This is a genomic window from Leclercia sp. UBA5958, from assembly GCF_002430365.1.
Taxonomy (GTDB): domain Bacteria; phylum Pseudomonadota; class Gammaproteobacteria; order Enterobacterales; family Enterobacteriaceae; genus Enterobacter; species Enterobacter pneumoniae.
The window spans coordinates 122,199-145,944 of the sequence record NZ_DJCE01000012.1 but is presented as its reverse complement, the minus strand read 5'-3'; the positions used below and the strand labels follow the sequence as shown (position 1 = coordinate 145,944).

Below are 23,746 nucleotides of genomic sequence, written 5' to 3'. Positions count from 1 at the left end.
TTTACCCATAAAGGAGCAGTGGAATCGTTTTTGCATCCGCCCATTCGGAAAAGAACCCTCTTGATGGTCGCCGTGATGCGAAATAACAATATCTGGAGGAATGTCGTGCAAACCTTTCAAGCCGATCTCGCCATCGTTGGCGCTGGCGGAGCAGGATTACGCGCTGCAATTGCTGCAGCGCAGGCCAATCCGAACGCTAAAATCGCTCTGATTTCCAAAGTTTATCCCATGCGCAGCCATACGGTTGCCGCGGAAGGCGGTTCTGCCGCCGTTGCGCAGGATCATGATAGCTTTGAGTACCATTTTCACGACACCGTCGCCGGGGGCGACTGGCTTTGCGAGCAGGATGTCGTCGATTATTTCGTACATCATTGCCCAACCGAGATGACGCAACTGGAACAGTGGGGTTGCCCGTGGAGCCGCCGCCCGGACGGCAGCGTCAATGTGCGCCGTTTTGGTGGCATGAAGATTGAGCGCACCTGGTTTGCCGCCGACAAGACCGGCTTCCATATGCTTCACACCCTCTTCCAGACCTCCCTCCAGTTCCCACAAATTCACCGCTTCGATGAGCACTTCGTGCTGGATATTCTGGTCGATGACGGGCACGCGCGCGGCCTGGTGGCGATGAATATGATGGAAGGCACGCTGGTGCAGATCCGTGCGAATGCGGTGGTGATGGCGACCGGGGGTGCAGGCCGGGTATATCGCTATAACACCAATGGCGGCATCGTTACCGGCGATGGCATGGGTATGGCGCTCAGCCACGGCGTGCCGCTGCGTGACATGGAATTTGTGCAATATCACCCTACCGGCCTGCCGGGTTCGGGCATTTTGATGACGGAGGGTTGCCGCGGTGAAGGCGGGATCCTGGTCAATAAAGATGGCTACCGTTATTTGCAAGATTACGGCATGGGCCCTGAGACTCCACTCGGCGAGCCGAAGAATAAATATATGGAGCTTGGCCCACGCGACAAGGTATCTCAGGCATTCTGGCACGAGTGGCGTAAAGGCAACACGGTTCCGACGCCGCGCGGCGATGTGGTCTGGCTGGATCTTCGTCATCTGGGCGAGAAAAAGTTACTTGAACGCCTACCGTTCATTTGTGAACTGGCGAAAGCCTACGTGGGCGTGGACCCCGTGAAAGAGCCCATTCCGGTACGCCCGACAGCACACTACACCATGGGCGGCATTGAAACCGATCAGCAGTGTGAAACCCGTATTCAGGGGCTGTTTGCCGTGGGCGAATGCTCCTCAGTAGGCCTGCACGGGGCAAACCGTCTGGGGTCCAACTCGCTGGCCGAACTGGTAGTCTTTGGCCGCATGGCAGGCGAAAAAGCGATGGCGCGAGCAGCAACCTCAGGCGAGGCCAATAGTGCCGCGCTGGATGCACAGGCTGCGGATGTCGAAAAACGCCTGAAAGCGCTCGTTAACCAGGAAGGCAGTGAAAACTGGGCGAAGATCCGCGATGAGATGGGCCTCTCCATGGAAGAGGGCTGCGGCATCTACCGTACGCCTGAGCTCATGCAGAAAACCATCGACAAACTGGCGGAGCTCCAGGAGCGTTTTAAACGCGTACGTATTACCGACTCCTCCAGCGTGTTCAATACCGACCTGCTGTACACCATTGAACTGGGCCACGGCCTGAACGTAGCCGAATGTATGGCTCACTCGGCAATGGCACGCAAAGAGTCACGTGGCGCGCATCAGCGTCTGGATGAAGGCTGCACCGAGCGCGACGATGTCAATTTCCTCAAGCATACCCTCGCTTATCGCGATGCGGACGGCACAACGCGACTGGACTATAGCGATGTGAAGATTACTACGCTGCCACCGGCGAAGCGTGTGTACGGTGCAGAAGCGGAAGCAGCCGATAAGAAGGAGACGGCGAATGGCTGAGATGCAAACGCTGAAAGTTGAAGTGGTGCGCTACAACCCGGAAGTGGATTCCGCACCGCACAGCGCTTTCTATGAAGTGCCCTATGACGAGCAAACCTCCCTGCTGGATGCGCTCGGCTATATAAAAGATAATCTGGCCCCGGACCTGAGTTACCGCTGGTCATGCCGCATGGCGATTTGCGGTTCATGCGGCATGATGGTCAATAAAGTGCCGAAGCTTGCCTGTAAAACCTTCCTGCGAGATTACCCTAAAGGCCTCAAGGTAGAAGCCCTGGGCAACTTCCCGATCGAGCGCGACCTGGTTGTCGATATGACCCACTTTATCGAAAGCCTGGAGGCAATTAAACCGTACATCATTGGTAACCCACGCACCCCGGATCAGGGGCCAAATATGCAAACGCCGGCACAGATGGCGAAATACCATCAGTTCTCCGGCTGCATCAACTGCGGCCTCTGTTACGCTGCTTGTCCACAGTTTGGCCTGAACCCGGAGTTCATCGGCCCGGCCGCCATCACGCTGGCACACCGCTATAACGAAGACAGCCGCGATCGCGGTAAAAAAGAGCGTATGGCACAGCTCAATGGCCAGAACGGTGTCTGGACCTGTACGTTTGTGGGTTACTGCTCGGAAGTCTGTCCGAAGCACGTCGACCCGGCCGCCGCTATCCAGCAGGGTAAAGTTGAAAGCTCGAAAGACTTTCTTATCGCCACCCTGAAACCACGCTAAGGAGTGCGTAATGACGACTAAACGCAAAGCCTATATACGGCCAGTGCCGTCCACCTGGTGGAAAAATCTGCCGTTTTATCGCTTCTACATGCTGCGCGAAGGTACGGCAGTCCCCGCGGTGTGGTTCAGCATTGAACTGATGTACGGCCTGTTTGCCCTGAAGCACGGTCCGGAATCCTGGGCCGGATTTGTGGGTTTCCTGCAAAATCCCATAGTGGTGCTGCTAAATATCATTGTGCTGGCGGCCGCGCTGCTACATACCAAAACCTGGTTTGAGCTGGCGCCTAAAGCGGCCAACATTATCGTCAAAGGCGAAAAAATGGGGCCAGAGCCTGTGATCAAAGGGCTTTGGGTAGTCACAGCCGTTGTGACTGTGGTGATCCTTGGCGTTGCCCTGTTCTGGTAAGGAGGCCAGTATGATCAATCAAAATCCAAAACGATCTGATGAACCTCTCTTTTGGGGACTATTTGGCGCAGGCGGCATGTGGTGCGCCATTATCGCGCCTGCGATCATCTTGTTGGTGGGAATTATGCTGCCGCTGGGACTGTATCCCGGTGATGCCCTGAGCTATGAGCGAGTACTCGCTTTTGCCCACAGCTTCATCGGTCGCGTCTTCATCTTCCTGATGATCGTTCTGCCGCTATGGTGTGGGTTACACCGTATCCATCATGCCATGCACGACCTGAAAATCCATGTGCCAAACGGTAAGTGGGTATTTTATGGTCTGGCGGCGATCCTGACCGTTGTCACGCTGGTGGCTGTCGTATTTATGTAATTATCCTCGCTCTCCTGTCGCGGCAGGAGAGCAAATTTCTCGCCAGGTTCTACACTTAACAAAAAACCTCTCAGGACATCTCTATGCGCATCCTGCCTGCTTTCGCTGCTATTGCCGCTGCGTTTCTGGTTGTTGCCTGTAGTACCCCTACCCCGCCGCCTGGCGTCACCGTCGTGAATAATTTTAACGCCCAACGTTTCCTGGGTAACTGGTATGAGATCGCCCGCTACGACCACCGTTTTGAACGCGGATTAGAGAAAGTGACGGCAAACTATAGCCCGATGCGCGACGGCGGCATCCAGGTCATCAACCGGGGCTATAACGCTGAGCGTGGAATGTGGCAGCAGGTGAAAGGGAAAGCTTATTTTACTGGCTCGCCGAGCAGAGGGGCGCTGAAAGTCTCTTTCATTGGCCCCTTCTATGGTGGGTATAATGTCATTGGACTGGATCGAGACTATCAGCATGCGCTGATATGCGGACCGGATCGCAACTATCTTTGGCTGCTGTCTCGTACGCCAACGGTCACGGCAGAGATGAAACAGCAGCTCCTCGATGTTGCGACCCGTCAGGGTTTCGACGTCAGCAAATTAATGTGGATTGAACAGCCACACTAATGGGTGCTGAGTTTTAGCCCAATGATTCCGGCAACGATCAACGCGAGGCTGGCAATTCGTGCCAGGCTCGCTGACTCGCCCAGAAGCAAAATCCCTGTGATAGCAGCGCCCACCGCGCCGATACCCGTCCACACCGCGTAGGCCGTCCCTACCGGTAGCGAACGCATCGCCCAGGAGAGCAAAACAATACTGATAATCATGGCGGAGACAGTGATGATGCTTGGAGTCAGGCGGGTAAAACCATGGGTATATTTCAGGCCAATGGCCCATACCACTTCCAGCAAGCCGGCAATAAAAAGAATAATCCAGGACATAGGGGCTCCTTAACTTAGAAAACAGTATGGGGCCGTCCCCGATGCGAAAGCCTTTATGGGTCGTCCCATAAAGGTAGGTCATTCTCATTGTGAAGAGCATGGGTTCACAATTCAATATATTTATTCAGCGAATAAATGAGAGCTTAAAAGCAAGAAATAGGCGCTGTTAGCTACGAAGTTCAGGCATTTACCACTCATCGGACTTCCCTATGATGGGGGGCTTGCCGAGAGCAGATCGTAGCCACCTCTTACCGATTGCGAAAATAATATGTTCAAAATACTTTTGATTGACCGATGTCACTTCACCCGCACCGGGCTAGAAGAGTGGCTCAATCATTCAGGGCTGTTTCCACACTCCCTGTTAGTTACCAGTCTTAATAACCTCTTTCTTGCCAAAGAGCATATCTTGCAGTGGAAACCGGCACTGGTTATTGCTGATTTAAACGGTTTTCAGTCAGATATACACCATCTTGAGCAGCTCTCTCCTCTGATGGCGGCCAGTGAAAATGTTCCTTTTATCTCTTTGCATACGGGCGAAGCGCCAGAGATGTCTGCATTTATGCAGCGCTTTCCGGTTTGGGCATCATTACAAAAAAACACGGCTCTGGACACCCTATCCGAAACCATTAACGACGCGCTCACCACTCACGAAGTATGTGAGCCTGCGTATATGGTGACGCCATTATTGACCAAACAGGAAGAGAGAGTGTTATCGCTATGGATGGAGGGGGACAGTAATCAAAAGATTGCCAGCAAGCTGAGTATTAACGGCAAAACCGTGTACACCTACAAACGAAATATTCGTATGAAACTACATATGGATACGCGGTATTCGCCGTTTTTATCACTACCTGAACATCAACTGGACGGTACGGTGACCTGAAGCCCCGTACCGTTCAGCATTACTGTTGTGCTTTCGTTGCGGCGCCAGAGATTGCGCTGCCACCGTCAGAAATATCCTCACCAACCCCACGGGTGGTATTACAGGCGGTTAAAACTGATGAAAGCACCAGAACAGAAAAGATCGCTGCAATTGTTTTCTTAACCATAATTTCTTCCTTTTTAAGCCAAAGTTATTTTTGTATAGCCACTTAAGCATAGCCAAAATCGCGCCATTCGACGGAAAAGGGAAAAATTTTAGGAATAAATGAGAAGAGATTAACTGGCAGCGCGAGAAATGATGTGGCCCAGGCCCTGAATATCCTCACCAACACCGCGCGCGGTATTGCATCCGCACAGCAAAGTGCCTGCGATAGTCATCATCAAGACGAGAGCGATTTTACGTTTCATCTTCCCTGAACCTCAAAAAAATCAGGCGCAGCAAACGCTGCGCCTTCGATCAAGAGTGCATTACTTGACGCGGGATACGTACTCGCCAGAGCGGGTATCCACTTTAATAACTTCACCGATCTGTACGAACAGCGGAACTTTAACCACTGCGCCAGTAGACAGCGTAGCGGGTTTGCCACCTGTACCTGCGGTATCACCTTTCAGGCCTGGATCGGTTTCGATAATTTCCAGTTCAACGAAGTTCGGCGGAGTGACAGCGATTGGCTGGCCATTCCACAGGGTCACGATGCACTCAGCCTGATCCAGCAGCCATTTGCCGTTATCACCGATAGCTTTTGCATCAGCGGACAGCTGCTCGAAGGTTTCGTTGTTCATGAAGTGCCAGAACTCACCATCGTTGTACAGGTAAGTCAGGTTCATATCGACAACATCTGCGCCTTCTGCAGAGTCGGTGGATTTGAAGGTTTTCTCAACACGGGTACCCGTCAGCAGGCGGCGCAGCTTAACACGTGCGAATGCCTGACCTTTGCCGGGTTTAACGAATTCACTGGCTTCAACCGCGTACGGTTCGCCGTCCATCATGATTTTGAGACCGGCACGAAAATCGTTGCTATAGTAAGTCGCCATAAGGCCCTCTGAAATTGTTAATTGGTAGCTAAGCCACAAAATGGCGCATATTGTAACCCTAAATACCCCATCCAGAGAAGATTGGTTATCGCAACTTGCCGATGTAATCACCAGTCCTGATGAACTGCTTCGTCTTTTAGATTTGGACGCCGATGAAACATTGCTTGCAGGTAGAGAGGCAAGACGCCTCTTTGCGCTGCGTGTCCCCCGCGCGTTTGTTGCGCGAATGGAGAAAGGCAATCCTAACGATCCTCTTTTAAGACAGGTACTTACTTCTCAAGAAGAGTTTATTTCTACCCCGGGATACAGCACCGATCCCCTCGACGAGCAGAACAGCGTCGTGCCGGGTTTGCTGCACAAATACCGCAATCGGGCTTTGCTGCTTGTAAAAGGAGGTTGCGCGGTAAATTGTCGCTACTGTTTCCGTCGCCACTTCCCTTACGCTGATAATCAGGGCAACAAGCGCAACTGGCAAGGTGCACTGGATTACATTACCCAGCATCCGGAGCTGGATGAGATTATTTTCTCCGGCGGCGATCCGCTTATGGCGAAAGACCATGAGCTGGATTGGCTGATGACGCAGCTTGAGAGCATTCCACATATTAAGCGGCTGCGGATTCATAGCCGTTTGCCGATTGTTATCCCGGCACGTATTACAGAACCGCTAGTTGCACGCTTTGCAGCCTCATCGTTACAAATCTTGCTCGTGAACCATATAAACCACGGCAATGAGATTGATGAAGAATTCAGTCAAGCAATGGCACGGCTACGAAAAGCGGGTGTGACACTGCTCAACCAGAGCGTCTTGTTGCGTGGTGTCAATGATAATGCGTTTACGCTAGCGGCCCTAAGCAACAAACTGTTTGATGCCGGAATCATCCCTTATTATCTCCATGTTTTGGACAAGGTTCAGGGAGGGGCTCATTTTATGGTGAGTGATAGTGAAGCGCGGGCGATCATGCGCGAGTTGATGGCCAGTATCTCTGGGTATCTGGTACCCAAATTGACGCGAGAAATAGGCGGAGAGCCTAGTAAGACGACACTCGATCTAGGCCTTAAGCAACATTAAAATCATAGTTGTCCGGGTATCCCTTTCTATCCGGACAAGAATCCAAATCCCTCTAATTCTAAACTTAAAATATCCATAAGCTTAAAATAACATTTTAAAATGTTTGATAATGAGGGAAATAAGCTCAGCGACTATCAAAATAACAAAAAGTACTATAACCCATTTCGGTAATTTCAAAATCACGCCCGAAGAGCCTGAAGGCGCTGCGTTATTGTCCATAACGTTGTAACCTGTGAGAGCACCCGGCTGATTTTTTATGGAAGCATGTCCTGAGATAGTCGTTGATGGGATAGTATTCTCACTGTCCTTCTCCTCAACGATCTCCAGATGCGTACCTGGGGCAAGAATAAACCCATTTCGGCGCACAGTAACAATGATTTCATCAGTCAAACCTGCTTTTTTAAGGGATTTCCTTAATAACGAAATATTTTGATAAAAGGTATTCTGTGACACAACAATACCTCTGGCCATCCAGACGCGCTCCAGGAAATCATCGCGTGAAACAACCTTTCCGCCATTTTCAATTAAGAGCTGCAAGCAACGCGCAGTTGGCGCATTAAGAGTCACCTTTGTACCATCAGGTTTAAGCGTTCTCAATTCGCATGAATTGACATCGAAAATAATTTCTTTATTTATTAGAAATAAATTATATGCCATAACCTTTCAGCCTTCCTTTACTGTCAAGACGGTTAAAACGTAGCGGTTATTCCCAACCACCTGTGAAATCATTTCATCACAACGATTTTGATGTATGAACCCTACCGATTCATGATGACCTACAAACAACAGCTGAATATCGTATCATAATTTCCGTATTCGATGAAAGATACCACTCGCAGCCAAAAAACATGTCTAAGATCATTTTTAACTCTTTGATTATACTGAAATGAGAATAAAGTTAGCTTAAACAATGCTACCGTTTATCAGATACATAAATAAATCATACTATTCATGCAGTTGGATACTTTAGAAGTCTTATCCAAATCCCCGCAGCCCATGGAAACCCAGTATTGATGTGTGGCTCGGAAAAATCGAATGTAGTTCTATTTCATTCTGATTTATTGATTTCTAATGCTAACCAGGCAATGTGATGTCAGAGGGAAGAGAATGCTGATAGTTGTTATGAATTTATGAAGGTTATGGCAGGTTATTTTTCTGAATAGCGTATCCATCAAAGGCGACAAGCACCCTATTGTGATACTCAAACAACTAACAATAAGGTGGCTAAAGCCCTCCATTATCGCATCGCTAAAGTATGACTGGAACATGAATTATTTGCGGGAAGAATGCCTTGCAACTAAACATATCTTAATTCAACGTTAAATTATTCTTCTTAGTAAATAAAAATCAATACAAACAGGATAAGAGCGATTATTAACAACCAAACAATTCACCAACAAAATTAAATTCATCTTGCGACTATAACCAGAATCTACCATCTATAAAAAAACTAAATGATCCCTGCTTCTGTCAACATGATATTTAATTCAATCAAATTCATATGCGCACACACATAAAAAGAAATACATTTACTCAGCTTTCTCGTTGCATAGACCTCTGATTACCATCGCATGGCGATAGATAAAAGGTTTGTGCCCAGGAGCAAAAGGGTAGGCCTAATCGCATGCATTAGCCGCTACTTAAATAGGATTGCTGTCGTTTTATATGAATGGAACAAACAAATGAAAAAGAATATTCTCGCCGTTTTAGTCGCCGCAACAACAGTTCTGAGCGCTCAGGCATTTGCAGCTGGCAACACAGCTCAACTGGTTATTCACGGTACCGTGTCTAACTCTGATGAATCCTGTAACGTTACCCCAGGTGCTGGTGCTATCAGCGGTGGTACCGTGGTACTGGACAACGTCAAAGCAACTGTACTGGAAGCCGCTGCTGCCAACGTTCCGGTATTAGCCTCTGCAAAAGATATCACTTACAAAATTGAAGATTGTAAGAAAGGTGGCAATGCGTACACAGGTAATCTGACTGTGAACGTTGCAGGTAACTATGTTTCAGGTCAGCCTCAGATTCTGACTAACGAAGCAGCAAATCCTGCAGCGAAAACAGGTATCGCATTGATCAATGGTGACTCTACCCGCGTTAAATTCGATGGTACTGAAGCAAAAACCGTTGCTTATAAAGCCGGTAGCCCAACCATCCTGAGTTATAAAGCAGCATATGTTAAAACTGCAACTGGCGTAACTGCTGGTGATGTAAAAGGTGTTGCTACCTTTACTATTACTTATTGATCGTTTGAGGGGCCTGCTACGGCAGGCCCTTTTGTTTTGCTTTTATTTTTTTGAGAATACATTATGCGCAAGTCATTATTAAAATTAGTGGCAATGTTAATTTGCTCCACCAGTTTCGTAGCTAATGGCGGCGTGGTTGTCGAGTCCACTCGTTATCTTTATAAAGAGGGCTCGCGTGAAATCAGCGCCCAGTTAGATAACAAAGATGATACACCTTACCTGATGAAATCATGGGTTGAAGCATCAGGTACAAGTACAGTCTCCGCTTTTATGGTGACCCCACCTCTTTTTCGATTAGAGGGTAAACAGAAAAACACTGTCCGCATTTTTCCCAATGCACATATCTCATCTGCAGCAAAAGACAGAGATACATTATTTTATTTCAACGTAATGTCGATTCCGCCAACAAACAGTGACGACGCAGAGAGTCAGAATAGGCTACAGCTTGCGGTTCGCCACAGAATGCGATTGATCTATCGTCCAAAAGTAATACAAAAATTATCCGTGATTGAAGAGTCAAAGAAAATAAAATGGCGGAAAAGTAACGGAAAAATCACCATTGAAAACCCGACTCCATTTTTCATTTATTTTACATCAGTGAAAATAAATGGAAAAGAAATGGTCGATAACATTCCTAACATTGAGGCGTTTGAATCAAAACAAGCAGACTTGCCAGCAGGGATAACTGGAGGAAAAGTCACATGGAGCGTCGCAACCGAATATGGAAGCGCGGGTCCGGAATATTCATCATCAATATAACTTAAAAATTCTGACCGGTTAGGGTGAAACTATGTCTGCATTCATAAAAAAAAGGGAGCACATCCTAGCAGGAGTATCCCAAAAATTTGTGGCGCTGATGCCAGCATTACTGATTGGCTTCAGTGGCAATGTTGCTGCTCGTGATTTTTTTGATCCTGCATTCATACGAAGTGTTGGTCAAAACGACACATCAAAGTTGCCGGATTTATCGATATATGCAACCCAGAATGCCCAGGCACCTGGGGAATATCGCGTTGAAGTCATGCTCAACAATGAGTACATCGAAACAACGACAGTACATTTCGTCGAAGTCGCTAAAAACGATGGGATTGCACTCGTTCCTTGTCTCAGCCTAACCAAGCTTTCTGCCTATGGCTTACGTCTGAGTGCATTTCCTGATCTGAAGGAAGATACTAAAGGTTGCACTAATACAAATATTATTCCTGATTTCAAAGCTGAATTCAACTTCAATACGCAACAATTAAATATATCCATACCTCAAGCCGCATTAACACATATAGCGCAAGACGTAATACCTGTTGAAGAATTTGATGAGGGCATAACTAGCCTTTTAGCCAACTACCAGTTTACCGGTGGTAAAGATTTTGAGAATGAGCATGAAAGTTACAATCTCAACCTGCAGTCAGGTTTGAACGTTGGTCCATGGCGAATCCGTAATTTAGGTGCATGGAGTAAAACTGACGGCAATAAATCAGAATGGGATTCTGTCTATTTATATGCGCAAAGAAGTATTGTGCCACTGAAGAGCACCCTGGTATTAGGTGAAAGTTCATCTCTATCGAATATTTTTGATAGCGTTCCTTTTACTGGCTTACAATTAAGCACCGATCTCGATATGTTACCGGAAAGCGTTCGTGGTTATGCTCCTGTTATTCGAGGCATTGCAAAAACCAATGCGCGTGTTGTTGTCAAACAAAACGGATACCAGGTCTATCAGGCTTTTGTCTCTCCTGGCGCGTTTGAAATTAATGATATGTATGCTACGGGTGGTAACGGAGATCTCTATGTAACTGTAGAAGAAGCAGATGGAACAGAACAAAAATTTATAGTCCCATTTGCATCGCTGCCATTAATGCTTCGCGAAGGGCAAGTCGAGTATGAAGTGACGAGCGGTAAATACCGCCCTTATGACAACAATACCGATGAAACACCTTTCACTCAGGCAACCGTTAGTTATGGGGCATTCAGTAACACCACCTTCTATACGGGCTTGCAGGCGGCATCTAAATATAAGTCTTTAGTATTCGGTATTGGTCATAACCTTGGCGAAATTGGTGCAATCTCCGCGGACATCACCCAAGCCTGGTCAAAAAGAAAAGATGAAGATAAAACTTCAGGTCAATCATGGCGTATTCGTTATGGTAAAAATATCATTGAAACCGGTACGAATATCACGGTAGCTGGCTACCGCTATTCTACTAAAGGTTTTAATACCCTCTCAGAGGTTCTTGATACTTACGTAAGTGACACGCTATCAAGGACTTCGCGTTCAGTGCGTAACAGAACAAACTTAACGGTAAACCAAAGCCTCGGCGATGGCCTTGGGAATATTGCCGTCACCGGTCTGTTTGAAGACTATTGGGATAGCAGCCGTAAAAATCAGTCATTAAGCATTGGCTATAATGGCGGCTGGAAAAGAATTAACTACTATGTGGGTTACAGCTATAGCAGATATAGCTGGGAAAATAGCCAAAGCGATAAAATAAAAGAAGACAACCATCTTTTCTCTTTGAACATCTCCGTACCGTTAGCCGATTGGTTGCCGAACACTTATGCTTCGTATCAATTGAATAATAGTAACCCGGGATCGACTGAACAATTTGTCTCATTAAATGGCGTTGCATTAGAAAACAACCAGCTGGACTGGAACGTTCAGCAAGGTTATAGCAACCGCGACAGTACCAGTGGAGGCGTCTACAGCTCGTACAAAGGCTCGAAAGGCTCAGTTAACGGTGGTTACAGTTACAGTAGCAGTAGCCAACAGATCAACTATGGCGCCAGTGGCGGTGTCTTGCTCCATGAGAATGGGATCACCTTTGGACAGGAAATGTCAGACACTGCAGCATTGGTTAAGGCTCCCGGGCTCAGTCATGTTCGGCTGGAGTCTGATTCAACAATTGAAACTGATTCTCGTGGATATGCCATCGTTCCTTACGTCAGCCCTTATCGCAGAACCGGTATTACACTCGACAGCACAACATTAGCCGACAATATGGAATTACCTGTTACGTCGAAAAAAGTGGTACCTACCCGAGGCGCAATCGTAAGCGCAGATTTCGAGGGTAATATCGGCCGTCGGGCATTCCTCATATTGAAACAGCTATCAGGTGCAGACGTCCCTTATGGTGCAATGGTAACCTCCTCTGCCACACCTAAAGCCCAGGCCAGTATCGTTTCCGATGCAGGCATGGTTTACATGTCAGGTCTGAAAGACACGGGTGAGGTTTATGCTAAATGGGGTACAAATGCAGAACAACAGTGTACCGCATCATATAATTTAGCTTCAGTTACAGGAAGTATTGCGCAAACAACAGTGGTTTGCCGCTAATAAGGATCGTTAACACCATGAAAAAATTATTCTTACTAATAAGTTTATTTACCACAAGCTTGCACGTAGCGGCTGAATGTAGTTACAGCGGTACTGGTGGCGGTATTAACGTATCCTTTACCAATGTAAAAATATTATCTGATTCAAGCCAGCCCAACGGAGCAATATTAGCGGCCGCAACTCGCGGTGGTAACGTAACGGATGTCAAAACATTCTCAAACTGCGATCCAAGTGATGTATATGTTATACATTCCACCAAAGATGTCGATTCCGGAATAAAAGGTGTTCAGGGTATGCCTGTTTATAATACGGGTATACCAGGCATAGGTTATCAAATAACAGACATCACAATAGGTACGAAAATACGACCTATTGCTGCAGAGTTCAACTCTCCTGTACCCGCTGACACACGTTACTTTTCTAAATCCTATATTCCAGAACAAGTGACCGTCTGGCTGGTCAAAACGGGTCCGATTACACCGCAAACATTAAGCGGTATGATTACAGTTTATTATTTGGCCGGAAACGCTACGGATACCGCGGGTACGGGTGCTCAGAACAAAGGGCAGCTCTTCAGGATTGGTATTAACTTATCGACTATTAAATTTAAGCAAACCAGTTGCAACATTACACCACGTAATGGAAATACGGTGATCCTTGATAAGATCACTGCGGCACAGTTGAAAGCAACACCTCAGGGGGGAGATACAGGGAAGCAAAAAAATATCAGGCTCGATATTGACTGCCCTTCAACTGAGGTTGGGAAAAATTATCTCTATTGGTTCAACCCAATTAGCGAAAACTCACCCACTAAAGATGGTGTTTTGCTGAACGATATTTCGAACGGGGTAAGAGGGGTTGGTCTCATCATAAAACAGGAAAACAAACCAATCACATTCTATGATCTTAATAAATATAAAATTTCTAACATTAAAAATAACCAATCGTTAAATCTCACAACAGACTACTATTTAATGTCAAATGATGTCACCTCAGGGGCTGTTAAGGGACAATTTGAAGTCATACTGCAAGAAAAATAACTCTCTATTTCAGTAAATTAAGTAGCCCTGTTAATTTTTCATCATCAGCCTAACCATCGGCTGATGATTTTTTTATAGTTCTGCGGTCCGCTCTGAAAAGACATCAATAAATAATGGCCATTAACACCCAGCCAAAGCGCCATACCGAACCAGGGAAACACTAAAAAAGCAACTTAGAAAAGTCTTTTTTATCAGTTGGATATTTTAAAATGAGACAGAGTTCACGATTAACTTCATAAGTGAAGTATGTTTCTTTTTTAGATTAACCAATCAAAATTCAACATCAAAGTATAATAAAAGTATTGGCATTGATATTTTATCGTTTTACCTTATTGCGAAAGAATGTCAGGGCACCGATTCCTGACATGCTTTTGTCTGTAAAGCACTCGTTTAGATTAATTACATACAAATTTAAATCATCATTATATAAGGAAATACAATGAAAGAATTAACTTCGATTGAAATGGCGAATGTGTCAGGAGCGGCTCTCAAATCTTTTATTAATGGTACACAAGGTTTTGGTGCCGCAGTCGTCGACGGTGTTCTGGGTGGCCTGCTTTCCGCTATCGTTTGTTCATCAGCGGGTGGTCTGCAGGGCGCTACAACTGCAAGCGGTGCGGGTGGCGGTCTGATTGGGGTAGGCGTTATTACTATGGCTGTAGGTTCAATCTGGGGTGCCATCCACGGTGGTATTCTTGGTGTTTGTTATGGCGCTTACAATGGCGTTGCAGAGGCTCAGGTTATCTCTAATCAGGTGCTAGACGGCATGTCTGATGGCACCATCGGTGGTTACAAACCTATTCAGTGGTTTAAGTAATAATACGTCTACGATAAGTGTAGTTATTATTTTATACGCTTAGCGTCTCCTCAGGCATTCTTAAAGGATGCTTACTTTTGAAGTTTAATGATTGCAGGATTAAGTCAGTCCTCATTCATTAGTTAATAACGAATACAGCAATATTAAAACAGGAATTAAAAATGAAAGAATTAACTTCAATTGAAATGAATGAAATTTCAGGTGCCGGCATTCTGAGTTTCCTGAATGGTGAACAAAGTTTTGGTGTCGCGCTTGTTGACGCCGTAGTGGGTGGTATTTACGGCGCGGTCGTTCTATCAGCTCAGGGCGCATTACAGGGCGCTACGACTGGTAACAGCACTGGCGGCGGTATGCTGGGTGTTGGTTCAGTGATGGCCTGGACTGGTTCCATCTGGGCTTCAGTTCAGGGCGGCGTATGGGGTGCCGTGATTGGTGCCTATGAAGGTACTGCTGCCATTGACGATCGCACCCGCATCTTCTTTGACAGCGTAGTATTTGGTACTGGCGGCGGCTTCAAAAACTAATTTTTCTTATTGATCGTGGAGAGCACATCGATATCACTTGTCGATGTGCTCTCCATTCTCTTTTTAAAATTCACGCCCATAGGGATCATAATTTCAATTTTACTGATAAAGAATCATTCTTTTTATTAATGATTTTAAACACTATAAAATAAAAGTGATTGAACATGACTAATAAACTTTATCGCAAGGAAGCGATTGAATACAAAAAGAATCACTGGAAAGGGAAAGCACTTTTATTAGCAGGCATGCCAGCATGGTTAATAAGCATACTTTCGCTGTGTTTTTTTTGCATGCTTATCTTTTCGTTGATTTTCTGTAGCTATACGCAGCGTATTGATGTGCGCGGCGAGGTCATTACATTGCCTCATTCGGTAAACGTCTTCTCTCCCCAGCAAGGTTTTGTTGTTAACAAATACGTGGAGCCAGGCGATATAGTGACTAAAGGAACACCACTGTATGAACTGGATGTCTCTCGCTCCACCGCAAGCGGCAATGTTAACGATTCCATGACGGCAGTCATTACTGAGAAAATTAGTAATGGCGAAGAGATTATCGCCAAAATTGCATCTAACAAGAATGAAACATTAGAGGCCTTAAACACCCAGCTGCATCAATATGAATTTTCGTTGAAAGAGACTAACGAAATGTTGCGCAATGCCTCGAGTGGTCTGCGAAAAATGAAAGAAAACCTGCAGAGTTACGACCAATATCTTAAGCAAGGGTTGATCACTAAAGATCAGTATAACTACCAGCACTCATTATTCTTTCAACAGCAGAGTACTTATCAATCGCTGGTCAGCCAAAAAATGCAGCTTGAATCGCAATTAACTCAGCTTAAAAGCGATATTGTGACTAAAGGTTCAGATTTTGATAACCAAATATCTAGTCAAAAGAACCAAATTAACGATTACAAAAACCAACGACTGGAATCTAATGCAAACGGAAATCTGGTTGTTAAAGCCACTACGGACGGCAAGATAGAATCAATATCCGTCACCACGGGCCAGATGGTTGATAAAGGAAGCAGCCTTGCTCAAATTAAACCAACGGGCAACGTTGAGTATTACTTAATTTTGTGGCTGCCTAATAACAGCATTCCCTATGTCAAAACCGGGGATACTGTAAATATTCGTTATGATGCTTTCCCTTCGGACAAATTTGGCCAGTTCCCGGGAAAAATTGTCTCTATATCCTCCGTTCCTGCATCGCGACAGGAAATGGCTGAATATACGAACACCGCATCTGGCCCTAATCAACAAGAACTCGCGCTCTATAAAACAGTTGTTGCAATCAAAGATAAGAAAATAAGTTACAACGGCAAAACACTTGAACTTTCTAATGGACTTAAGGCCCAGGCGATTGTTTTTCTTGAAGAAAGACCACTGTACATGTGGATGTTTACCCCAGTTTATAAAATTGCACAAAGCGTGAGTGGTCCGATCAATGAATAAAGCGTTATTTGAAAACATTATTTCCAAACTGAATTTTTCGTTCAGAAAAAGCACCCCTGTCATTTTGCAGTCCGAGGTTTCAGAGTGCGGAATCGCTTGCTTAGCAATGATTTCAGGCTACTACGGCCTGAATATTGACTTGTTCAATTTCCGTGAGCGTTTTGGTAGCCCTTCCCAGGGTGTGAGTCTGTTGTCATTATCTCACACAGCCGATCGCGCTGGCTTAAAGAACCGTGCATTATCTCTGGATCTTGATGAAATTCATCAGTTGAAATTGCCATGCGTGATTCACTGGGGAATGAACCACTACGTGGTACTGACTAAAGTACGTAGATCAAGCTTTGTGGTGCATGACCCCGCTCTTGGCAAACGTATTATTGGCATCCAGGAAATGTCTAATAACTTCACGGGCATTGCCATGGAGTTATGGCCTGATCAAAACTTCCAGCAGGAGAAAGCAAAGTCCCGTTTACGCTTATTAGATTTAATGCGTAATATTGTCGGACTTAAGAGTACGCTGATCAAACTCTTCGCCTTCTCTGTCGTCATCGAAGCGATAGGCTTACTCCTGCCGATTGGTACGCAGATGGTTACGGACCATGTGATCATGGCCCACGATCAAAGTCTGCTGGCAGTCATCTGTATCGGTCTGGTGACCTTTACACTGTTCCGTACATTCCTGAGCATGTTACGTGGCTGGACATCATTAACGTTGAATACACTGACAAGTATTCAGTGGAAAACAACGTTATTTGATCATCTTGTCCGTCTGCCGCTGGCGTTCTTTGAGAAACGGCAGCTTGGTGATATTCAGTCGCGCTTTGGTTCGTTAGACACTATTCGTTCAACCTTTACGAATAGTATCGTCACCGGCGTCATCGATTCGATTATGACTATCGGGCTCCTGGTTATGCTCACCCTTTACGGTGGCTGGTTAGTCTGGGTAGTTGTCGGTTTTACAGTGTGCTATGCCATCATCCGTTTAGCCACTTATCGCTTCTATCGCCGCGTATCGGAAGAACAGGTTATTAAAGGAGCCAGAGCAAACTCGCACTTTATGGAGTCCTTGTATGGTATCGCAACCATTAAAGCCCTCAATATAAAAGAGCGTCGCTCACAGAACTGGCTGAATTTGAATATCGATGCCTGTAACGCTGGTATCAAACAGACGCGATTTGACATGCTATTTGGTGGAATAAACACTTTTATTTCGTCAATTGATCAAGTGGTTATCCTTTGGCTTGGCGCACTTATGGTTATCGACAACAATATGTCGCTGGGTATGTTTATGGCCTTTAATGCTTATCGCGGTCAGTTCTCGCAGCGCGCATCCAGTTTGATCGACCTGGTCATGCAGTTACGCATGCTCTCATTACATAATGAAAGGCTTTCTGAAATTGCATTTAGCGAGCCAGAAGCTGAAATGCCGGTTCGTCGGGTCTTTGCAGAAAACGAAGGCATTAAGCTGGAGATCAAAAACCTTAGCTATCAATACGATCCCTTTTCACAGCCTATATTCTCGAATCTCGACATTACCATCGAGCCAGGGGAATCGCTGGCGTTGGTCGGCCCGTCAGGTGTGGGCAAAACCACATTACTCAAGGTGATGTGCGGGTTACTTTCGCCTACCAGCGGCGATGTGAAGGCCAACAATTTAAGTATTGAGAAGATTGGTTTAAATAATTATCGCCTCAGCACGGCTTGTGTTCTTCAGGAGGACCGTCTGTTTTCGGGTTCCATCGCTGAAAACATAAGCTGCTTTGAAGATAATGCAGATATGGATTTCATTATTGAATGTGCACGCCATTGTAATATTCATGATGAGATTATTAACATGCCTATGGGATATGAAACGCTGGTTGGTGAATTAGGGACAGGCTTGTCAGGCGGGCAAAAACAACGTTTGCTTATTGCTCGTGCCTTATACCGGAAACCAGGCATTCTGTTTATGGATGAAGCAACCAGCCATCTGGATTTAAACAACGAAGCTAACATTAACCAGTCTATTTCATCGTTAAGTATTACCCGCGTTATTGTTGCCCACCGTCCATCGACGATTGCATCAGCAGACCGCGTAATTGATTTAAGTAAACTGGCTAAACATTAAACCTATTCACAGGTAAGGAACAACCTATGACGATAAAAGTAAAAGGGATTAATACAGGATCGATTAAAAGCAATGAACGCTTTGCCCTCATGGCGTTCAAAATCAGAGATATCGATAATGTTGAACATACTTTCTTTTTCCAGTTGAATCAGTTGATCGATTTACTTTTGATCCTACGCTTTCGTATAGCAAAAGTATCGCAGCGCCTCGCTGAGCGTGGGGAAAGTTATAAAGAAAAGCTTATCGCTGAAAGAGACAGTTTGATGGCTAACGTCCCCAATATTGATGTCATGGAAGTCAATAACCCGGACATTTCTAAAGTCATTATGTCTATGGCGCCGAAGCAGAAAGATGAAAAATTCGAGCTCGTCGCTATGTTGCAAAATGAACAAATCGAGTGTATTGAAATAGATGATACTCAAATTGAGTTTATCGTCTTCGCTATCCAACAATCGCTCAATACAACAAATGACAAGCAAACCATACAACTGGTTACTTCATTGCTTGATTTTGTCATGCTGTATTTTGTTGATCTGTCAGATATGACTAATCTTAACTTCCGAAAAGTTGAACATGAGAAATGGAAGCTAGATTTGTTCACGCACTATATTGCCGTTCTGTTTTGCTTTGAACATGAAGAGGGCAAAAAAATATTGGCGGGTACCATCCTTAAAACAGAGGCCGAACCTAATACGGAGCAATTGCAGAGTATTCTTCACCGGGTTGCGGTGATGTCGCCTGGCGTAAAAGCACTTCAGGATCAGCATCCGATATGCCAGACTTTTGCCAAAATCATTCCGTCAGAACCAAACCAGCTTCTTACTATGGAGGAGTGCATGCAGCCGCTGCATGATTTCTGTGTGGAAGTGAAGGCGGCGATGCTCAACGCATAAGAATTTGAGCGTCTACAAGGATGTAGAAAACGGTAATCTTTCCCTCCGTTTGCTCAGGTTTCCCTCTCATTTATGAGAGGGCGAACCAGAGCGTCCAGACAAGATATTAATGCTTTTGCTCCGATAATATCAGTTCGGGCACTTATACACCTGGCCGTTCATCTCACTGGCCGTCGGGACAAAGCTTGATAACATCCCCTGCGTCGGGCTGCTCACGCCATAAATCACGTTACCGCCCATTGCAGCTGCCTGGTTACGCAGCGCATTAGCCGCACCACGCATTGAGCCGCCCTCTTCCCCGTGCTGCCCAGAAAGCCAGTTGCTCTGTTTGCCATTGGCCGTGCCCAACAGCTGACATTCACTCCCGGGTTTATCTTCTACGAAGCGGACATTCTGCCCACCCGCAGATAACTCATTACCGGAACTGCAACCCGCCAGCAGCAACGCTGCCCCTACGATCCCTGCACAGACTTTTACGCGCATGTTATTCCTCGATTTTAATAAGATGGACAACCGTTGCCCTGTGTAAACCTTATACTAAAAAGATGACCAAAAGAAAAACCCCCAGCCATTTCTGACTGGGGGTTTCTTCATTTCTGCGAGGTGCAGGGCAATTACATCATGCCGCCCATACCACCCATGCCGCCCATACCGCCAGCAGCACCTAAGTCAGGCGCGTCGCTTTTCGGCAGGTCAGTCACCATGCACTCGGTGGTGATCATCAGACCAGCAACAGAGGCCGCGTACTGCAGAGCAGAACGGGTCACTTTGGTTGGGTCCAGAATACCGAAGTCGATCATGTTGCCGTATTCTTCAGTAGCTGCGTTGTAACCGTAGTTACCTTCGCCCGCTTTCACGTTGTTAGTCACAACAGACGGTTCTTCACCGGCGTTAGACACGATCTGACGCAGAGGTGCTTCCATTGCGCGCAGCGCAACTTTGATACCCACGTTCTGATCTTCGTTCTGAGCAGTCAGGTTAGCCAGTTTAGCGGCAACGCGCACCAGCGCTACACCACCACCAGCAACAACGCCTTCTTCTACTGCAGCGCGGGTTGCATGCAGAGCATCATCAACGCGTGCTTTTTTCTCTTTCATTTCAACTTCGGTCGCAGCACCCACTTTGATTACTGCAACGCCGCCTGCCAGTTTCGCTACGCGCTCCTGCAGTTTTTCACGGTCGTAATCAGAAGTCGCTTCTTCGATCTGCTTACGGATCTGACCAACACGGCCCTGAATCGCAGCTTCTTCACCCACGCCATCAATGATGGTGGTGGTGTCTTTGTTGATCACAACACGTTTAGCCTGACCCAGATCTTCCAGGGTCGCTTTTTCCAGCTCCATACCGATCTCTTCAGAGATAACGGTACCGCCGGTCAGGGTAGCGATATCCTGCAGCATCGCTTTACGGCGATCGCCGAAGCCAGGTGCTTTAACCGCAGCCACTTTCACGATGCCACGCATGGTGTTAACCACCAGGGTCGCCAGCGCTTCGCCTTCAACGTCTTCAGCAATGATAAGCAGCGGCTTGCCTGCTTTCGCAACGGCTTCCAGCACTGGCAGCATTTCGCGGATGTTGGAGATTTTCTTGTCAGCCAGCAGAATGAACGGGCTTTCCAGTTCAACAGCGCCAGTTTCTGGCTTGTTGATGAAGTATGGGGACAGGTAACCGCGGTCGAACTGCATACCTTCAACCACGTCCAGTTCGTCTTCCAGACCGGTACCGTCTTCAACGGTGATAACGCCTTCTTTACCGACTTTGTCCATCGCTTCTGCGATCAGCTTACCTACGGTTTCGTCGGAGTTAGCGGAGATGGTGCCAACCTGAGCAATCGCTTTAGAGTCAGAGCACGGTACGGAGAGCGCTTTCAGTTCTTCAACAGCGGAAGCGACAGCTTTGTCGATACCACGTTTCAGATCCATTGGGTTCATACCCGCAGCTACGGCTTTCAGACCTTCAGTGATGATAGCCTGCGCCAGTACGGTCGCGGTGGTGGTGCCGTCGCCTGCAGCGTCGTTCGCTTTAGAGGCAACTTCTTTCACCATCTGCGCGCCCATGTTTTCGAACTTGTCTTCCAGCTCGATTTCACGTGCAACAGAAACACCATCTTTAGTAATGGTTGGCGCGCCGAAGGATTTATCCAGCACTACGTTACGACCTTTCGGGCCCAGAGTGACTTTAACTGCATCTGCCAGTACGTTCACGCCGCGGAGCATTTTAACACGAGCGTCGTTACCGAATTTTACGTCTTTAGCTGCCATGTTCTTATTTCCTCAAATTCGTACAGTTTCGTGCGTAAATTACGCTTCAACAATTGCCAGAATGTCGCTTTCGGACATGATCAACACTTCTTCATTGTCGATCTTCTCGGATTTCACGCCGTAGCCATCGTTGAAAATGACGATGTCACCAACTTTAACGTCCAGTGGCTGCACAGTTCCGTTTTCCAGGATGCGGCCCTTACCGACAGCGATGATTTCGCCACGCGTTGATTTTGCTGCTGCAGAACCGGTCAGAACGATGCCGCCTGCAGACTTGGTTTCAACTTCTTTACGTTTGACGATCACACGATCATGTAACGGACGAATACTCATTGATAGCTCTCCTTTGAGAAAGTCTTTATCAGTTATGGATGACGCCGGCCCGTATCCGGTTTTCCGGCTAGTGCCCTGAGAGATGGGGATAGGTTTTTCCCCCTTCAAGGGGGAGTCGAAAAAAAATTTGCGAAAGTGTTACCATCGCCTCTCTTTTGATGGTGGCAGGACGAAGTAGATGAGTGGACTCAAACAGGAGTTGGGCCTGGCGCAAGGCGTCGGCTTGCTCTCGACCTCTTTATTAGGAACAGGTGTCTTTGCCGTACCCGCTCTGGCGGCGCTGGTTGCAGGCGATAATAGCCTGTGGGCGTGGCCGCTCTTAATCGTGCTGGTGTTCCCGGTGGCGATTGTCTTTGCGATTCTGGGTCGTCACTTTCCCAGCGCCGGCGGCGTAGCGCATTTTGTCGGCATGGCGTTTGGCCCTCGTCTTGAACGGGTAACGGGATGGCTATTCTTATCCGTGATTCCGGTAGGCCTGCCCGCTGCGTTGCACATTGCTGCCGGTTTCGGTCAGGCGCTCTTTGGCTGGCACGATGAGCAGTTGCTGTTTGCCGAGCTGGGGACGCTGGCGATTGTCTGGTGGGTGGGTTCACGGGGTGCCAGCTCCAGCGCTAACTTACAAACGTTGATTGCGCTGCTTATTGTGGCGTTGATTGTCGCTATCTGGTGGGCGGGCAATATCCAGCTGCACGAAATCCCCTTCCCATCGATCGGCGAAGTGGAATTCCCCCCGCTGTTTGCCGCATTGTCGGTGATGTTCTGGTGTTTTGTCGGGCTGGAGGCCTTTGCGCACCTGGCGTCAGAGTTTAAACAGCCCGAGCGAGATTTCCCGCGCGCACTGATGATCGGCCTGCTGTTGGCCGGCACGGTCTACTGGGCCTGTACGGTGCTGGTGTTGCACTTCAACGCCTTTGGGGAAGATAAAGCGGCGGCGGCGTCACTGCCCGGTATTGTGGTGCAGTTGTTTGGCACAAAAGCGTTGTGGGTCGCCTGCGTGATTGGCTATCTGGCCTGCTTTGCCAGTCTAAATATCTACATCCAGAGTTTTGCGCGTCTGGTCTGGTCGCAGGCGCTCTACAAACCCACCAGCCCGCTGGCAAGACTTTCTCAGCGTCAGCTACCGCTGAATGCCCTCAATGCCGTACTGGGCTGCTGTGTGCTGAGTACGCTGGGCATCTACTGGCTTAACATTAATCTGGATGCCCTTATCGTCTATGCCAACGGTATCTTCATTATGATCTACCTGCTCTGTATGCTGGCAGGCGCGCGGCTGCTGAAAGGACGTTATAAGGCGTTGGCGGTAGTGGGTGGCGTGCTCTGTCTGTTGTTGCTGGCGATGGTGGGCTGGAAGAGTTTGTATGCCATTGTCATGCTGGCGGGGCTGTGGTGCTTTTTACCCGTGCGCGGCCGCACAGCATAAAAAAACGCCCGGC

General features: G+C 47.1%; 25 protein-coding genes. 17 read left to right on the top strand and 8 right to left on the bottom strand.

The window, feature by feature from the left end; translation table 11 throughout:
- The first annotated feature begins 105 nt into the window (after nt 1-105).
- From frdA to blc, 5 genes are all read left to right on the top strand, one after another.
- Entirely contained in the window at nt 106-1,896 is a 1,791-nt protein-coding gene (gene frdA / locus B2Q93_RS19015) for a fumarate reductase (quinol) flavoprotein subunit (protein ID WP_286934077.1), read from the top strand.
- Complete coding sequence (locus tag B2Q93_RS19010; protein WP_207292851.1) at nt 1,889-2,623, top strand: succinate dehydrogenase/fumarate reductase iron-sulfur subunit; 735 nt, start codon at nt 1,889-1,891, stop codon at nt 2,621-2,623. The genes frdA and B2Q93_RS19010 overlap by 8 nt, the downstream gene beginning before the upstream one ends.
- 10 nt (nt 2,624-2,633) lie before the next feature.
- Entirely contained in the window at nt 2,634-3,029 is a 396-nt protein-coding gene (gene frdC / locus B2Q93_RS19005) for a fumarate reductase subunit FrdC (protein ID WP_040077518.1), read from the top strand.
- A 10-nt stretch (nt 3,030-3,039) separates the two neighbouring features.
- A complete protein-coding gene (gene frdD, locus B2Q93_RS19000; RefSeq protein WP_040077519.1) occupies nt 3,040-3,399 on the top strand; it encodes a fumarate reductase subunit FrdD in 360 nt (119 codons plus the stop codon).
- An 83-nt stretch (nt 3,400-3,482) separates the two neighbouring features.
- The gene (gene blc / locus B2Q93_RS18995; RefSeq protein WP_286934076.1) at nt 3,483-4,013 is read left to right on the top strand and encodes an outer membrane lipoprotein Blc; all 531 of its coding nucleotides are present in this window, start codon (nt 3,483-3,485) and stop codon (nt 4,011-4,013) included.
- Here the strand turns inward: blc and sugE are convergent.
- Nucleotides 4,010-4,327 (bottom strand): quaternary ammonium compound efflux SMR transporter SugE, encoded by a 318-nt coding sequence (gene sugE, locus B2Q93_RS18990; protein ID WP_040077522.1) that lies wholly within the window; start codon nt 4,325-4,327, stop codon nt 4,010-4,012. The two genes, blc and sugE, sit on opposite strands and share 4 nt — an antisense overlap.
- A 268-nt stretch (nt 4,328-4,595) precedes the next feature.
- Here sugE and B2Q93_RS18985 point away from each other — a divergent pair, with 268 nt between their 5' ends.
- The gene (locus tag B2Q93_RS18985) at nt 4,596-5,210 is read left to right on the top strand and encodes a helix-turn-helix transcriptional regulator (protein ID WP_046885482.1); all 615 of its coding nucleotides are present in this window, start codon (nt 4,596-4,598) and stop codon (nt 5,208-5,210) included.
- A gap of 19 nt (nt 5,211-5,229) precedes the next feature.
- On the opposite strand, the gene ecnB is transcribed toward B2Q93_RS18985, so the two are convergent.
- From ecnB to efp, 3 genes are all read right to left on the bottom strand, one after another.
- Nucleotides 5,230-5,376, bottom strand: coding sequence for a lipoprotein toxin entericidin B (ecnB, locus tag B2Q93_RS18980; RefSeq protein WP_039055654.1), 147 nt, complete (start codon nt 5,374-5,376; stop codon nt 5,230-5,232).
- A gap of 109 nt (nt 5,377-5,485) precedes the next feature.
- The gene (locus B2Q93_RS18975; RefSeq protein WP_072056347.1) at nt 5,486-5,617 is read right to left on the bottom strand and encodes an entericidin A/B family lipoprotein; all 132 of its coding nucleotides are present in this window, start codon (nt 5,615-5,617) and stop codon (nt 5,486-5,488) included.
- Nucleotides 5,618-5,677: 60 nt separating this feature from the next.
- On the bottom strand, nt 5,678-6,244 hold the full coding sequence (gene efp / locus B2Q93_RS18970) for an elongation factor P (RefSeq protein WP_040077524.1): 567 nt from the start codon (nt 6,242-6,244) through the stop codon (nt 5,678-5,680).
- A gap of 40 nt (nt 6,245-6,284) precedes the next feature.
- Here efp and epmB point away from each other — a divergent pair, with 40 nt between their 5' ends.
- Entirely contained in the window at nt 6,285-7,313 is a 1,029-nt protein-coding gene (gene epmB / locus B2Q93_RS18965) for an EF-P beta-lysylation protein EpmB (RefSeq protein WP_212478510.1), read from the top strand.
- Nucleotides 7,314-7,394: 81 nt separating this feature from the next.
- Here the strand turns inward: epmB and B2Q93_RS18960 are convergent, their stop codons facing one another.
- Nucleotides 7,395-7,970 (bottom strand): transcriptional regulator, encoded by a 576-nt coding sequence (locus tag B2Q93_RS18960; RefSeq protein ID WP_286934075.1) that lies wholly within the window; start codon nt 7,968-7,970, stop codon nt 7,395-7,397.
- A gap of 1,025 nt (nt 7,971-8,995) precedes the next feature.
- On the opposite strand from B2Q93_RS18960, the gene B2Q93_RS18955 reads away from it, so the two are divergent.
- The 9 genes from B2Q93_RS18955 to yjeJ all read left to right on the top strand — a co-directional run bounded on the left by B2Q93_RS18955 (nt 8,996) and on the right by yjeJ (nt 19,719).
- The gene (locus B2Q93_RS18955) at nt 8,996-9,559 is read left to right on the top strand and encodes a fimbrial protein (protein WP_040077527.1); all 564 of its coding nucleotides are present in this window, start codon (nt 8,996-8,998) and stop codon (nt 9,557-9,559) included.
- Nucleotides 9,560-9,622: 63 nt separating this feature from the next.
- The gene (locus tag B2Q93_RS18950; RefSeq protein WP_286934073.1) at nt 9,623-10,318 is read left to right on the top strand and encodes a fimbrial biogenesis chaperone; all 696 of its coding nucleotides are present in this window, start codon (nt 9,623-9,625) and stop codon (nt 10,316-10,318) included.
- Nucleotides 10,319-10,361: 43 nt separating this feature from the next.
- On the top strand, nt 10,362-12,887 hold the full coding sequence (locus B2Q93_RS18945; protein ID WP_414672039.1) for a fimbria/pilus outer membrane usher protein: 2,526 nt from the start codon (nt 10,362-10,364) through the stop codon (nt 12,885-12,887).
- Between the two features lie 17 nt (nt 12,888-12,904).
- Nucleotides 12,905-13,927 carry a fimbrial protein gene (locus B2Q93_RS18940; protein WP_286934072.1) on the top strand — a complete coding sequence of 341 codons (1,023 nt, stop codon included), beginning with the start codon at nt 12,905-12,907 and terminating at the stop codon, nt 13,925-13,927.
- A gap of 439 nt (nt 13,928-14,366) precedes the next feature.
- Entirely contained in the window at nt 14,367-14,744 is a 378-nt protein-coding gene (locus B2Q93_RS18935; RefSeq protein ID WP_046885489.1) for a hypothetical protein, read from the top strand.
- A gap of 161 nt (nt 14,745-14,905) precedes the next feature.
- Nucleotides 14,906-15,268 carry a hypothetical protein gene (locus B2Q93_RS18930; RefSeq protein WP_046885490.1) on the top strand — a complete coding sequence of 121 codons (363 nt, stop codon included), beginning with the start codon at nt 14,906-14,908 and terminating at the stop codon, nt 15,266-15,268.
- A gap of 164 nt (nt 15,269-15,432) precedes the next feature.
- On the top strand, nt 15,433-16,719 hold the full coding sequence (locus B2Q93_RS18925; protein ID WP_040077532.1) for an HlyD family secretion protein: 1,287 nt from the start codon (nt 15,433-15,435) through the stop codon (nt 16,717-16,719).
- Nucleotides 16,712-18,826, top strand: a complete 2,115-nt coding sequence (locus B2Q93_RS18920) for a peptidase domain-containing ABC transporter (RefSeq protein WP_286783894.1) — start codon at nt 16,712-16,714, stop codon at nt 18,824-18,826. Before B2Q93_RS18925 ends, B2Q93_RS18920 begins: the two co-directional genes overlap by 8 nt.
- Before the next feature lie 26 nt (nt 18,827-18,852).
- Nucleotides 18,853-19,719, top strand: a complete 867-nt coding sequence (gene yjeJ, locus B2Q93_RS18915; RefSeq protein ID WP_046885492.1) for a YjeJ family protein — start codon at nt 18,853-18,855, stop codon at nt 19,717-19,719.
- A gap of 129 nt (nt 19,720-19,848) precedes the next feature.
- On the opposite strand, the gene B2Q93_RS18910 is transcribed toward yjeJ, so the two are convergent.
- From B2Q93_RS18910 to B2Q93_RS18900, 3 genes are all read right to left on the bottom strand, one after another.
- Nucleotides 19,849-20,202, bottom strand: coding sequence for a DUF4156 domain-containing protein (locus B2Q93_RS18910; protein ID WP_040077535.1), 354 nt, complete (start codon nt 20,200-20,202; stop codon nt 19,849-19,851).
- 131 nt (nt 20,203-20,333) lie between these two features.
- The gene (gene groL / locus B2Q93_RS18905) at nt 20,334-21,980 is read right to left on the bottom strand and encodes a chaperonin GroEL (protein WP_040077537.1); all 1,647 of its coding nucleotides are present in this window, start codon (nt 21,978-21,980) and stop codon (nt 20,334-20,336) included.
- A 39-nt stretch (nt 21,981-22,019) separates the two neighbouring features.
- Entirely contained in the window at nt 22,020-22,313 is a 294-nt protein-coding gene (locus tag B2Q93_RS18900) for a co-chaperone GroES (RefSeq protein WP_003855929.1), read from the bottom strand.
- Between the two features lie 178 nt (nt 22,314-22,491).
- On the opposite strand from B2Q93_RS18900, the gene yjeH reads away from it, so the two are divergent.
- Complete coding sequence (yjeH, locus tag B2Q93_RS18895; protein ID WP_286934067.1) at nt 22,492-23,733, top strand: L-methionine/branched-chain amino acid transporter; 1,242 nt, start codon at nt 22,492-22,494, stop codon at nt 23,731-23,733.
- Nucleotides 23,734-23,746 lie beyond the last annotated feature (13 nt).

What these genes read in the sequence shown, in the direction of transcription:
- B2Q93_RS18950 (WP_286934073.1), top strand. Translation starts at nt 9,623, where the DNA reads ATGCGCAAGTCATTATTAAAATTAGTGGCAATGTTAATTTGCTCCACC.
- B2Q93_RS18900 (WP_003855929.1), bottom strand. Translation starts at nt 22,313, where the DNA reads ATGAGTATTCGTCCGTTACATGATCGTGTGATCGTCAAACGTAAAGAA.
- yjeJ (WP_046885492.1), top strand. Translation starts at nt 18,853, where the DNA reads ATGACGATAAAAGTAAAAGGGATTAATACAGGATCGATTAAAAGCAAT.
- efp (WP_040077524.1), bottom strand. Translation starts at nt 6,244, where the DNA reads ATGGCGACTTACTATAGCAACGATTTTCGTGCCGGTCTCAAAATCATG.
- B2Q93_RS18975 (WP_072056347.1), bottom strand. Translation starts at nt 5,617, where the DNA reads ATGAAACGTAAAATCGCTCTCGTCTTGATGATGACTATCGCAGGCACT.
- B2Q93_RS18910 (WP_040077535.1), bottom strand. Translation starts at nt 20,202, where the DNA reads ATGCGCGTAAAAGTCTGTGCAGGGATCGTAGGGGCAGCGTTGCTGCTG.
- B2Q93_RS18960 (WP_286934075.1), bottom strand. Translation starts at nt 7,970, where the DNA reads ATGGCATATAATTTATTTCTAATAAATAAAGAAATTATTTTCGATGTC.
- frdD (WP_040077519.1), top strand. Translation starts at nt 3,040, where the DNA reads ATGATCAATCAAAATCCAAAACGATCTGATGAACCTCTCTTTTGGGGA.
- groL (WP_040077537.1), bottom strand. Translation starts at nt 21,980, where the DNA reads ATGGCAGCTAAAGACGTAAAATTCGGTAACGACGCTCGTGTTAAAATG.
- yjeH (WP_286934067.1), top strand. Translation starts at nt 22,492, where the DNA reads ATGAGTGGACTCAAACAGGAGTTGGGCCTGGCGCAAGGCGTCGGCTTG.
- B2Q93_RS19010 (WP_207292851.1), top strand. Translation starts at nt 1,889, where the DNA reads ATGGCTGAGATGCAAACGCTGAAAGTTGAAGTGGTGCGCTACAACCCG.
- B2Q93_RS18920 (WP_286783894.1), top strand. Translation starts at nt 16,712, where the DNA reads ATGAATAAAGCGTTATTTGAAAACATTATTTCCAAACTGAATTTTTCG.
- B2Q93_RS18935 (WP_046885489.1), top strand. Translation starts at nt 14,367, where the DNA reads ATGAAAGAATTAACTTCGATTGAAATGGCGAATGTGTCAGGAGCGGCT.
- B2Q93_RS18925 (WP_040077532.1), top strand. Translation starts at nt 15,433, where the DNA reads ATGACTAATAAACTTTATCGCAAGGAAGCGATTGAATACAAAAAGAAT.
- epmB (WP_212478510.1), top strand. Translation starts at nt 6,285, where the DNA reads ATGGCGCATATTGTAACCCTAAATACCCCATCCAGAGAAGATTGGTTA.
- frdC (WP_040077518.1), top strand. Translation starts at nt 2,634, where the DNA reads ATGACGACTAAACGCAAAGCCTATATACGGCCAGTGCCGTCCACCTGG.
- ecnB (WP_039055654.1), bottom strand. Translation starts at nt 5,376, where the DNA reads ATGGTTAAGAAAACAATTGCAGCGATCTTTTCTGTTCTGGTGCTTTCA.
- B2Q93_RS18985 (WP_046885482.1), top strand. Translation starts at nt 4,596, where the DNA reads ATGTTCAAAATACTTTTGATTGACCGATGTCACTTCACCCGCACCGGG.
- B2Q93_RS18955 (WP_040077527.1), top strand. Translation starts at nt 8,996, where the DNA reads ATGAAAAAGAATATTCTCGCCGTTTTAGTCGCCGCAACAACAGTTCTG.
- sugE (WP_040077522.1), bottom strand. Translation starts at nt 4,327, where the DNA reads ATGTCCTGGATTATTCTTTTTATTGCCGGCTTGCTGGAAGTGGTATGG.
- blc (WP_286934076.1), top strand. Translation starts at nt 3,483, where the DNA reads ATGCGCATCCTGCCTGCTTTCGCTGCTATTGCCGCTGCGTTTCTGGTT.
- B2Q93_RS18940 (WP_286934072.1), top strand. Translation starts at nt 12,905, where the DNA reads ATGAAAAAATTATTCTTACTAATAAGTTTATTTACCACAAGCTTGCAC.
- B2Q93_RS18930 (WP_046885490.1), top strand. Translation starts at nt 14,906, where the DNA reads ATGAAAGAATTAACTTCAATTGAAATGAATGAAATTTCAGGTGCCGGC.